At 43.4% G+C, this 11,254-nt stretch carries 10 protein-coding genes; 6 read left to right on the plus strand and 4 right to left on the minus strand.

Features of this window, described 5'->3' with window-relative positions; genetic code table 11:
• Window positions 1-81 precede the first annotated feature (81 nt).
• Both putA and A3K91_RS05560 read left to right on the plus strand, forming a co-directional pair.
• A complete protein-coding gene (putA, locus tag A3K91_RS05555; protein WP_062844368.1) occupies window positions 82-3,348 on the plus strand; it encodes a bifunctional proline dehydrogenase/L-glutamate gamma-semialdehyde dehydrogenase PutA in 3,267 nt (1,088 codons plus the stop codon).
• 11 nt (window positions 3,349-3,359) lie between these two features.
• Window positions 3,360-4,052 carry a hypothetical protein gene (locus tag A3K91_RS05560; protein WP_062844369.1) on the plus strand — a complete coding sequence of 231 codons (693 nt, stop codon included), beginning with the start codon at window positions 3,360-3,362 and terminating at the stop codon, window positions 4,050-4,052.
• A gap of 164 nt (window positions 4,053-4,216) precedes the next feature.
• On the opposite strand, the gene A3K91_RS05565 is transcribed toward A3K91_RS05560, so the two are convergent.
• Window positions 4,217-5,389, minus strand: coding sequence for a cupin domain-containing protein (locus A3K91_RS05565; protein ID WP_062844370.1), 1,173 nt, complete (start codon window positions 5,387-5,389; stop codon window positions 4,217-4,219).
• Between the two features lie 130 nt (window positions 5,390-5,519).
• Here A3K91_RS05565 and A3K91_RS05570 point away from each other — a divergent pair, with 130 nt between their 5' ends.
• Window positions 5,520-5,705 carry an NF038104 family lipoprotein gene (locus A3K91_RS05570; protein ID WP_062844371.1) on the plus strand — a complete coding sequence of 62 codons (186 nt, stop codon included), beginning with the start codon at window positions 5,520-5,522 and terminating at the stop codon, window positions 5,703-5,705.
• A gap of 1 nt (window position 5,706) precedes the next feature.
• Here A3K91_RS05570 and A3K91_RS05575 read toward each other — a convergent pair whose 3' ends face one another.
• The 3 genes from A3K91_RS05575 to mnmA form a co-directional block, all read right to left on the minus strand.
• The gene (locus tag A3K91_RS05575; RefSeq protein ID WP_062844372.1) at window positions 5,707-6,348 is read right to left on the minus strand and encodes a DUF2238 domain-containing protein; all 642 of its coding nucleotides are present in this window, start codon (window positions 6,346-6,348) and stop codon (window positions 5,707-5,709) included.
• A gap of 27 nt (window positions 6,349-6,375) precedes the next feature.
• Window positions 6,376-7,767 (minus strand): adenylosuccinate lyase, encoded by a 1,392-nt coding sequence (gene purB / locus A3K91_RS05580; protein WP_062844373.1) that lies wholly within the window; start codon window positions 7,765-7,767, stop codon window positions 6,376-6,378.
• Between the two features lie 70 nt (window positions 7,768-7,837).
• Window positions 7,838-8,950 (minus strand): tRNA 2-thiouridine(34) synthase MnmA, encoded by a 1,113-nt coding sequence (gene mnmA / locus A3K91_RS05585; protein WP_237182768.1) that lies wholly within the window; start codon window positions 8,948-8,950, stop codon window positions 7,838-7,840.
• 369 nt (window positions 8,951-9,319) lie between these two features.
• Between mnmA and ispF the strand changes: the two genes are divergently transcribed.
• The 3 genes from ispF to A3K91_RS05600 all read left to right on the plus strand — a co-directional run bounded on the left by ispF (window position 9,320) and on the right by A3K91_RS05600 (window position 11,102).
• Window positions 9,320-9,820, plus strand: a complete 501-nt coding sequence (gene ispF, locus A3K91_RS05590) for a 2-C-methyl-D-erythritol 2,4-cyclodiphosphate synthase (RefSeq protein WP_062844375.1) — start codon at window positions 9,320-9,322, stop codon at window positions 9,818-9,820.
• Window positions 9,821-9,981: 161 nt separating this feature from the next.
• Window positions 9,982-10,332 (plus strand): Grx4 family monothiol glutaredoxin, encoded by a 351-nt coding sequence (grxD, locus tag A3K91_RS05595; RefSeq protein ID WP_062844376.1) that lies wholly within the window; start codon window positions 9,982-9,984, stop codon window positions 10,330-10,332.
• Between the two features lie 230 nt (window positions 10,333-10,562).
• Window positions 10,563-11,102, plus strand: a complete 540-nt coding sequence (locus A3K91_RS05600; RefSeq protein ID WP_062844377.1) for a hypothetical protein — start codon at window positions 10,563-10,565, stop codon at window positions 11,100-11,102.
• Window positions 11,103-11,254: the final 152 nt, after the last annotated feature.

Consider the following 11,254-nt stretch of genomic DNA (forward strand, 5'->3'; position numbering starts at 1 on the left):
GGCGTAGGCACTTAGGCGTCATAATCAGACCTCCTAAAGCATCATTTATTATGGTTTTTAAACGATAGTTATGGAGTTGTTATGAACCCAGTAGATCAGTTTACCCCGCAAGAACCAATTTTATTCAATCCTGTCGATTTACTATCGCCAGAATATATTACTCACTCATCAAAAGAGCTATATACGCGTATTTCGCCATTATATAGCGTGGATGAAACCAGCTGGTTGTCTAAATTACTGCCACTGGCTAAACCCAGTGATGAAGAACGTAATGCGGCGGCTGAGCAAACGCGTCAGCTGGTTGAGCACGTACGTAATGATGGCAAAGCGGTCAAAATGGTTGACTCGTTATTGCTCGAGTACAGTCTTGATACGCAAGAAGGTATCTTGCTTATGAGCTTGGCAGAAGCTTTGATTCGAGTACCAGACAATTACACGGCAGATGCACTTATTCATGACAAAATGAGTGTGGCTGACTGGAAAAAACACATCAAAAATGACAATGGTTTTATGGTCAATGCTTCTTCATGGGGCATGATGATGACAGGCCGTGTCGTCAGTATTGATAGCAATACCACAGCCTCAGGATTTTTGGATCGTATGACCAAAAAAATGGGTGAACCAGTCATTCGTAGTGCGATGCAAAAAGCCATGCGTATTATGGGACATCAGTTTGTATTGGGCGAGACAATCGAAAGCGCTAATAAAAACAGTCAGCCATACCGCAATAGAGGGTATACCTATTCGTTTGATATGTTAGGTGAAGCAGCGATCACCCATAGAGATGCTGAAAAGTATTTTAATGACTATCTGCATGCAATCAGAGCTACGGCTAATGTCAAAGTCAAAGAAGGCATGCCAAAGCCATCAGTGTCTATCAAATTATCAGCACTGCATCCTCGCTATGAAGCCACTCAAGAAGCGCAAGTCATGGGCTTATTGCGTCAACGTTGCTTGCTACTTATTGAAGCTGCGCGTGAAGTCAACGTCGATCTTAGTATTGATGCTGAAGAAGCGGACCGTCTTGAAATTTCATTAAAGTTATTTGAGTCTTTATACCGTGACAACTTAACCGCTGGCTGGGATGGTTTAGGTATTGTTGTTCAAGGATATTCTAAGCGTGCCATTTCTGTCTTAGTATGGCTGGCTCGTTTGTCATCAGAAGTGGGCGACCGCATTCCAGTACGTCTGGTCAAAGGTGCTTATTGGGATACTGAGATCAAACTGGCTCAACAAAAAGGGCTATCAGGCTATCCTGTTTGGACACGTAAAGAAGGCACAGATACGGCTTATCTTGCTTGCGCCCGTTTCTTATTGTCAGATCATCTGCGTGGTCTTATCTGGCCACAGTTTGCGACTCATAATGCGCATACGCTTGCGTCAATTATGACCATGAGTCAGCACAAAGAGTTTGAGTTCCAACGTCTACACGGTATGGGTGATGCGCTGTACGATCATATTTTACAAGCTTATCAAATCCCTGTCCGTATCTATGCGCCAGTTGGTGCACACAAGGACTTGCTACCATACCTAGTACGTCGCTTGCTTGAAAATGGCGCGAACAGCTCGTTTGTGCATCAGTTATTAGACAAGTCTTATCCTATTGATAAGCTTACTGTGCATCCTTATGACAAGCTGCTTGCCAATGCGACATTGCACAATCCAGATATCCCATTGCCATCAGAAATATATGGCTCACGCCGTGCAAGTTTTGGCCCTAACATATTTGTAGAGTCACAATGGCTACCATTTAAATCTGCTATCGATAGCCACTTGCATAAAACTTGGTCAGCAACATCTATCGTTAACGGTAAAGCCATTAACGAATATGAAGTGGATGGTACAAGCCAGAAGCTAAGTGTGCAGACCGTGCGTGCTCCTTGGAATCATGAAGTGAGCGCAGGGGAAGTAACCTACGCCAATGCAGAACTTGCTCGTCATGCCATTGATGTCGCAGTCGCTGGACAAAGTGTGTGGAAAAATGTGCCAGCTGTTGAACGTGCTGCCATATTACGCAAAACAGCTGATCTTTATGAAGAAAACTACGCTGAATTGATGGCGCTTTGTCAAGTTGAAGCTGGCAAAACCATGCAAGACAGTATTGATGAGATCAAAGAAGCGGTTGATTTCTGCCGTTTTTATGCTGATGAAGCCGAGCGTTTAGATGCAACAGCATATGAGTTCACAGATTTAAATGGACAACAGTCACGTCAAATCTATAAAGCACGTGGTACTTTCGTTTGTATCAGTCCTTGGAACTTCCCATTGGCCATTTATACGGGTCAGATCGTGGCCGCTCTAGCAGCAGGCAACACGGTTGTGGCAAAACCTGCCGAACAGACCAGCTTGATCGCTCATTTCGGCGCACAACTGATGTATCAAGCGGGTATACCTGTAGAAACTTTACAATTGGTCATCGGGGCAGGCGACGTTGGTGGTGCATTGACTGCTGCTGATAATATTGCTGGCGTTATCTTCACAGGCTCAACCCAAACGGCGCAACGCATCAATCAAAGTCTAAATGATCATGCCCAAGCCAGTGGTGAGCTGCCTGTGTTTATCGCTGAGACTGGTGGTCAAAACGCCATGATCGTTGATTCGACAGCGCTACCAGAGCAAGTGGTTAGAGATGCAGTATTGTCTGCGTTTGGCTCAGCAGGTCAACGTTGTTCAGCTTGTCGCATCTTATGCGTACAAGAAGAAATGGCTGATGATTTGATTGAGCTATTACAAGGTAATATGGCAGAGCTGTCAGTGGGTAATCCGCTATATGCAGCGACTGACGTAGGTCCAGTGATTGATGCGGATGCTAAGCAAGGTCTAGAAGCACACATTGAGCGTATGAATGCTGAACCAACAGCGCGTATTTTGGCTCAAACACCGATGAGTACCAGTTCGGTCGTCAGTCAAGAACAATCTACTTTTGTATTGCCAACAGCGATTGAAGTGAAAAGTATTGATGTGATTGGTGGCGAACACTTCGGGCCGATATTACATGTACTACGCTATCAAGCACGCGACTTAGATCAACTGATCGATGCCATTAACGCCACAGGATTTGGTTTGACTTTAGGTATTCACAGTCGTATCGAAAACAACGCTGAGCATATCGAGCGCCGTGCTTTTGTAGGCAATACCTATATCAACCGTAACCAAATTGGTGCCGTAGTAAATGTACAGCCATTCGGTGGCTGTGGCCTATCAGGTACAGGCCCTAAAGCTGGTGGTCCGCATTATGTGGCACGTCTGATGACACTAAGTACAGAATCATCAGTGAACCCTCAAGTGACTAAAAAAACAGCAGCTACAAATAGTACAAACTCAACCACTCAAACAGAACTCGTATAAGGAGTAGCAACATGGCAACTGAATTCAAAAAAAATCATGCCCAGGTTTGTGAATCCTGGCGACTACTTGGCGCAGTAAATCGCGCCACCTATCTACAATCGGCTGTTCCAAAACTGGCATTGCTGACGGGTGATGCCAATAAAGCAAAACGCTTATTCAATCACTTGTTAGAAGCTGCGCCGAGTTTGGATGAAGTGCATCGTATGGTTGGGGCTACTGGTGAGTCCAATGACCTATATGTTACTGCTCGTGGCAAAACCATGGTTATTGGCAGTGAATCTGCTAGAGCCATGGCGGTATTGGGACAGCTCATTGCGGCATTATTAACAGGTAATGAAGTTATTTTGCATTGTCCAAGCCAAGATGAGATGTGTAATGAAGCGGCAAAAATACTCTATGAAACGGGTATCAGTGATGATGTATTGAGCGTTGCAAACGACTCGCAAACGATCACGCTTTTACATATTGACCGTCTAGCACAAGTTGCGGTGTCTGGTAATGGTAGTGAGATACAAACCATCAGCCAAGAACTAGCCAAAACCGATGGTATCTTGACACAAGTGATTGCGGTCAGCGATATGGAAGGCTTATCAGAGATGCTAACGCCTGATTATCTGCACCGCTTCGTTACAGAACGAGTCAAAACGATCAATACGACTGCCATTGGTGGTAACGCCAGCTTACTTGAGCTTGGTACAGAATAGGGATTTTAATTAAAGGTGAAGTGGCGTTTAGCTTTTATCGAAGATTAAGCGTCATTACCATCATATTAAAATTTAGCAAATAAAAACCGATGTCTGATCAGTATTCAGGCATCGGTTTTTTTATGTTTCTATAAGACATTCAAACAGAGCTGTCAGGTTAAAAATTACTCAGCAAAGTCAATCCAAACCCAGCCGTTTTCTAACCATTCACTGAGATCGTCTGGGTCAATGCCCGTCACATCACTATGCTGTAAAGATTCACCATTAGCTAAACGGATAAGAACAGCCTTTGTAGCCTCATCAAGACCATCAATGCGTTGACCATTGGCATACAGTACTGTGTTATTACTGTCCTGAGTATAAAGCAGGCGATTGCTATAATCTGCTTGTAGTGTCCCGCCTTCTAACAAGGCTTGCATCAATTCATCAGTGTCTAATGTTTCTTCTGGCATGAGCGCATCGTACTGACGTTTGCTCACCACTTCCGACACGGCTTGGCGGATAATGTGATCACCGCGCTCAGATTGGAGCAATTGTAACAATTGATTTTTGATCGCCTCAATACTTTGGGTTTGTAACGCACCTGAGGCTTGCATAGCCTGCGGAAGTAGCATAGGTACAAACAAATCGCTGTCGTTGGTAGCGATATCAGCCATACTATCAATGATCTGCATCAGATTTGGACGACGACAGCCAAAAGAAAACGTCAAACAGTCATCTTGAGCAACACCAAAATGTGATAATTTCGGTGGTACATAAAGCACGTCACCTGCTTCTAATATCTCATCGAAAATAATCTCACCCATATCATCAAAAAGTCTGATTGGTTCATCGGCGACGAATTCTGTGTTTTGGTCGCAGAATTTGCCCAATTGCCAACGGCGATGGCCGTAACCTTGTGCCAGAAAAACATCATAATCGTCATAATGTTTGCCCACTGAGCCACCCTTGGGTGCATAAGAAACCATGATGTCATCGCGTTGCCATTGCGGGATGAAGTCAAATGCTTGCCATAACTGACCAAGCTCAGGCGACCACTGTTCAAGGTTTTGTACCAGTACCGTCCACTGCTTCGGTAGATTGTCAAAATCCAATTCAGTCAGAGGGCTTTTTTTAAGTTGCCACTGCGCTTGACCTTCTTTTTTGGTATTGGCTTGTGTCAGTAAACGCGCTGAGGCTTCTTCTTCTATGGCAAGACCCAACATGTCTTCTGGTTCAAACATATCAATAAGCTGGGGTAAGCCTTGTTTGATTAATAGCGGCTTTTTTTGCCAGTACTCGGCTAAAAACTGCTCAGGCGTAATGGATTCTGGCAAACAAAGGGGTATAGAAGTCATGAATAAATCCGTATTTTAAATGAGGGTGAGATTAATAATGAGCAGTGCTTTATAGGAGGGTTTTAATAGTTTATGATGATCCTCTATCTGATGGCACTCATCAGAGCTACCACTGAATCGTAGGAACGTTATGAAAAAAATGCATTTGATCGTCATCCTCACAAGCGTATTTTTATTGCAAGCTTGCGTACATAAGATCGTCACTGTACCGGCTAAAATCGCTTACAAGACCACCAAAGGTGTGGTCAAAGGCACTGTTGCTGTTGGTAAAGCCATCATACCGGGTGATAGCGATGACGATAAAAAAGACAATTGATCTATTTTGGGGCAGCCACCTGATGGGTGCGAGTTTGAAATAAAATAACCCCTGCCGCAATCAGCCCACCGAGTAATGCCAAAGCCATGTCTTTGTGGGCGTCCCAAATATCACCTTGCTGACCATTATAAGCTTCAGCCGCTTCTGGCGATAAGGTTGAGGCAATTCCCCATTCGAGTAGCTCGTAGAGTAGGCTTGATGACATATTGATCATGAGTGCGATAGCAATTAATAGCTTCGTTGACTGAATACCAAAGACAGATTTTGAGCTTTCAACCATAGCACTAAGCAGCAAAAGTCCATAACTGAAATGCACAAGCCTGTCGTACATATTGCGCTGCCAACCAAATATTTGGTTTAGATTTATACCGAATAATCGCTGTGTCCAATCGTCATATGGCACGTATGAGTATAAATAACGTGCACCTATAATATGAATGATCAGAAACAACGAAGCAAACATATAAGAGCGTGAGCCAATCTTCCTATAGCAGTAAGCACCTAGCATCACTGCCAAAAAAAGCAGTGTGCCGAGTTGATGGAGTAGATAACTTGACCACTCTAGAGGCTCAATACTTGCCAGTACCATAACGATGAATACCGTGATAGTACTGACAGTAACAGAATTTAAGCGCTTGCTCATGGCAAATATTTGCTCAATAATTCGCTCTTAGATTTTAGCGATCCAGTCTTTGATAGTGCGAGCTTGTTCTGCGGCATTACCAGTGTAAGTGGCCGGTGTCAATTCACGAAGGCGTGCTTTGTCAGCGTCGCTCACTGCAGATAACTCATCACTTTCAACGAATGTCAGCATGGCTTCACGCGTCATGGCATTACCGCGCGTCAAGGCTTTTAGTTTTTCGTAGGGGTTTTCGACACGGTAGCGACGCATGACCGTTTGAATAGGCTCAGCCAATACTTCTTGTGCTTGATTGAGGTCTTCATTCAAACGCTGTGCGTTTAATTCAAGCTTGCCAACACCTTTTAGACAGGCGTCAAATGCAATCATGCTTTGTGCCAGACCAACACCGATATTACGCAGTACGGTTGAATCCGATAGATCACGCTGCATACGTGAGATTGGCAGTTTTTCACCCAAGTGTGCCAGCATTGCATTGGCAACGCCCAAGTTACCTTCTGAGTTTTCAAAATCAATCGGATTGACTTTATGTGGCATGGTAGAAGAACCAACTTCACCGTCTTTTAGGCGCTGTTTGAAATAGCCTAAGCTAATATATTGCCAAACATCACGGTTAAAATCGATCAATATCGTATTGAAGCGTTTTACTGCGTCAAACAATTCGGCGATGTAATCATGTGGCTCAATCTGCGTAGTATAAGGATTGAAAGTCAATTCTAGACGCTCATCGATAAATTGTGCGGCATGAGTCTGCCAATCAACATCAGGGTAGGCTGAAAAATGTGCATTATAGTTACCGACTGCGCCATTGATTTTACCCAGTAACTCTACTTGACCGATTTGCTTGATTTGGCGAGCTAGGCGATAAGCCACGTTTGCCATCTCTTTACCAAGTGTGGTTGGGCTTGCGGTTTGACCATGTGTGCGTGACAACATAGGCTGATCAGCGTGAGCAATCGCCAAGTCTACGATACTATCGGTGACTTGCTGCATTTTTGCGACTACGATGTCGCGGCTGTCTTTGAGCATCAGCGCGTATGACAAGTTGTTAATATCTTCACTAGTACACGCAAAATGAATGAATTCTAATGAATCAATAAGCGCGTCTTGACCACGGAATTTGTCTTTGATGAAGTATTCGACCGCTTTAACATCATGATTGGTCGTCGCTTCTATGTCTTTAATCGCTTGTGCATCCGCTTCGCTAAAATCATCCACGATGCTATTCAAAAACGCATTGGTATCTGCGTCAAACGCAGCCAATTCACCAATCGCCTCATTGTCTGCCAATGATTGCAACCAGCGAATTTCAACCGTAACTCGGGCTTTAATCAAACCAAATTCAGATAGATAAGGGCGCAAGCTATCAGCTTTGGACGCATAACGACCGTCAATGGGGGAGAGTGCGGTAAGTGGAGTCATAACGATACCTCAAATGGTTATAAATAGTGAACGTGATTAAAAGGAACAACATCAAAATATAAATAAAAAATTAAAACCCACAAGGCGCATCGATAGATTCAATCACACCGCCGCCTAAGCATACTTCATCTATATAGAATACCGCTGACTGACCAGGCGTCACAGCACGTTGCGGTTCATCAAATACCACGCGGACTTCGCTACCATCAGCATTAGTCGTAAATACGTAGCACGCTTGATCTGGCTGACGGTAGCGCGATTTTGCCATACAGCGTAGGCCTGTGTTGCTAAAGACATCAGTAGGCGGCAAACCATCAATCCAATCGAGCTTATAAGCGGTTAGCTCATTGCTCATGAGCATTGGGTGCTCATGCCCTTGACCGACGATTAAACGGTTTTTATCCAAGTCTTTAGCCAGTACGAACCATGGTTCTTCAGGACGGTCTTTAACACCGCCAATTCCAATGCCGCCACGTTGGCCCAACGTGTAATACATAAGCCCATCGTGCGTACCAATGGTTTTATTGTCATCAGTGAGGATCTCACCTTTTTGAGCAGGTAAGTACTGCTGCAAGAAGTCTTTAAAACGGCGCTCGCCAATAAAGCAAATGCCCGTAGAGTCTTTCTTCTTTGCTGTGATCAGATCATGCTCTTCAGCGATTTGACGCACGACAGGCTTTTCAAGCTCGCCAACGGGGAATAGCGTTTTGGCAATTTTATCACCGCCCACCGCATGCAAAAAATAGCTTTGGTCTTTGTTGTTATCCAGTCCACGTAACAGTTGTGCGACAGTTTCGCCATTTGCGTTAGTGTAATTGATGCTGCGACGGGTATAGTGACCGGTGGCAATATAATCGGCACCAAGTGTCAGAGCATAATCTAAAAATGCTTTAAATTTGATTTCTTTGTTGCATAAAATATCAGGGTTCGGCGTGCGTCCTGCTTTATATTCTGCTAAGAAATGCTCAAACACGCGATCCCAGTATTCCATCGCAAAATTGGCCGTGTGCAATTTGATGCCAATCTTGTCACAGACAGCCTGCGCGTCCGCTAGGTCATCCATCGCAGTACAGTATTCGGTGCCGTCATCTTCTTCCCAGTTTTTCATAAACAAGCCTTCCACCTTAAAGCCTGCTTGTTGAAGCAAGACGGCCGAAACAGAAGAATCGACGCCACCTGACATACCTACGATGACATGTTTGGTGCTAGGACTGTCGATATCAGCAAGCGTTAAAGGACGATGGGCGATAACAAAATCTGGGTGTGATGTGATTGCTGACATAGAGCGGCTCAACTATTTATACTGGATTCAAAATCGTAATGGCACTCATGACAGATGCTAAAGGTGCTAGCATTGGCATTTTAACAGTGCCAGTTTTTCTTTTGAATTGGGTATTATGATAAAATAAGCGTCACATTATACCAGTTAATTGAAACTGGTGGCGACCTATGGCACCTTAGGGTGAGTAAAATCACTTTAGAAATTTAGATAGTGGTTTTGAATTATTTGAATCACGATTAATTAACCTGTCCTAATTGAGTTGAAATAATAATGATAAAAATTGGTCAAGGCATCGATGTGCATGCGTTTCATAACAATGGTCAGCAGCAGCAATATGTCATGTTGGCAGGCGTACCGATTGAGCACACGCACAGTTTGCTCGCACATTCGGATGGCGATGTGGTATTGCATGCATTAGCAGATGCGCTACTAGGGGCGCTCGCGCTTGGCGATATCGGTCAGCATTTTCCAGATACGGATGCTTCACACGCTGGTCTGGATTCGCGAGTGCTTCTACGCTATGTGTATAGCAAAGTACAAGAGGCTGGCTATGTCTTGGGTAACGCGGATATCACCGTCATGTGCGAGCGTCCAAAACTGGCACCGCACAATCAAGCCATGCGCGACAATATCGCAAGCGACTTGCAAACAGCGGTCGGTAATATCAGTGTCAAAGCCACCACTACTGAAAAACTTGGTTTTACTGGACGACAAGAAGGTATCATGGCCAACGCCGTGGTATTATTGATCCCTAATAAAGCTGAGCTATAATCAATATGTAATCGCTGATCATCAAGCCAATCTATCAATTGTGCTTGTAATATAGGGATAATCGCCCCATGTATCAGCCATATCGTCATTCAATACCTTTGCAATATTGCTATCTTAATATATTGCCTTTTTAATATACCGCCTTATCAATAGGAGTTTTTATGAGTGATCAAACCCCAAATACTGCTGCAAATGATGTCGAACAATTGATTCGTGATCAAATCCGTGACAACAAAGTGATTCTTTATATGAAAGGCACGCCACAATTTCCACAGTGTGGTTTTTCTGCCCGTTCTATCGAAGTATTGACTCAGATTGGTCGTCCATTTGCGTTCGTCAATATTTTAGAAAACCCAGAAATCCGTGCGACATTACCAAAAATTGCCAACTGGCCAACGTTCCCACAGTTATGGATTGATGGTGAGTTGATGGGTGGATCTGATATTATCTTGCAGATGTATCAATCAGGTGAGCTAAAGCCACTGGTTGAAGCCAATAGCCCTGCTGCTTAATATTAAAAACGACTTATGGCATTACTATTTATAGCATTGTTGTGATGTTTTAAAAATTCAGTAATACATAAATCAGTTTTGCTATTAAAGTACTATGAACCCAAATAGTCATAAGGCTATTTGGGTTTTTTATGGTTTGCGCCTTTTATTGATTTTGTAGGTTTTGACCCCATATAGTCATTAATATAAACAAAACGAAGAATAAGTACCACTATCAACAAGAGAGTCTTATGAATACTCAAGCATATGATCAACAACAAGTACAAAAAGAAGCTGACGAGCAAGCACTCATTGAAAAGCGTCGCGAGCGTCTAAAAAATGAATCTTTAAGAATTATTGAGATTGCAGATAATGAAGCCAACTCAGCCCTTAAGTGTATCCATCAGTTAAGTGTGGCAGGCGGCGCTACAGAAGCGACTTATATTGCTATTGAGCAGCGTATTGTTGCGGACCAAGATCCTGCCGGTGCTTATCATTTGGCATTATTGGCTCAAAGCACACCAGATTTGCCGATTGATGCGCGTCAGCTTATCGAATTGGTGGTTAATAAAGGCGACAATCAGCAGCTTTTAGCGCTTCTCAAGAATTTGCCATTGCCTCCTGTCGATATTATCAAAGAGCAAATCTTAGCCACGAATGATGGTGAGGCCATTGGTTTAATGAATGCGTATTTGCAAATCAATCCAGAAGGTTATGGTAGTCACCATATGCTGAGCAGTGGTCAATCGGATCAGATCGTACCGCTAAGCTCTGGTAATCATTCAAACTAAATTTGAAAAATGAATATGAGTGATTCATCTCATTTTTAGCATTAATTTTAACAGTTTTGGTTCTAGCGTTTTTTAAGTGACAAAAAATTGTTATAATTGTTGGTTATCTATTTAAGTTTTAAACACTTATATCATTCGTTCTTAAAATACGA

Source organism: Psychrobacter alimentarius, from assembly GCF_001606025.1.
GTDB lineage: Bacteria > Pseudomonadota > Gammaproteobacteria > Pseudomonadales > Moraxellaceae > Psychrobacter > Psychrobacter alimentarius.

What these genes read in the sequence shown, in the direction of transcription:
- ispF (WP_062844375.1), top strand. Translation starts at nt 9,320, where the DNA reads ATGATAAAAATTGGTCAAGGCATCGATGTGCATGCGTTTCATAACAAT.
- A3K91_RS05575 (WP_062844372.1), bottom strand. Translation starts at nt 6,348, where the DNA reads ATGAGCAAGCGCTTAAATTCTGTTACTGTCAGTACTATCACGGTATTC.
- grxD (WP_062844376.1), top strand. Translation starts at nt 9,982, where the DNA reads ATGAGTGATCAAACCCCAAATACTGCTGCAAATGATGTCGAACAATTG.
- mnmA (WP_237182768.1), bottom strand. Translation starts at nt 8,950, where the DNA reads ATGTCAGGTGGCGTCGATTCTTCTGTTTCGGCCGTCTTGCTTCAACAA.
- A3K91_RS05570 (WP_062844371.1), top strand. Translation starts at nt 5,520, where the DNA reads ATGAAAAAAATGCATTTGATCGTCATCCTCACAAGCGTATTTTTATTG.
- putA (WP_062844368.1), top strand. Translation starts at nt 82, where the DNA reads ATGAACCCAGTAGATCAGTTTACCCCGCAAGAACCAATTTTATTCAAT.
- purB (WP_062844373.1), bottom strand. Translation starts at nt 7,767, where the DNA reads ATGACTCCACTTACCGCACTCTCCCCCATTGACGGTCGTTATGCGTCC.
- A3K91_RS05600 (WP_062844377.1), top strand. Translation starts at nt 10,563, where the DNA reads ATGAATACTCAAGCATATGATCAACAACAAGTACAAAAAGAAGCTGAC.
- A3K91_RS05560 (WP_062844369.1), top strand. Translation starts at nt 3,360, where the DNA reads ATGGCAACTGAATTCAAAAAAAATCATGCCCAGGTTTGTGAATCCTGG.
- A3K91_RS05565 (WP_062844370.1), bottom strand. Translation starts at nt 5,389, where the DNA reads ATGACTTCTATACCCCTTTGTTTGCCAGAATCCATTACGCCTGAGCAG.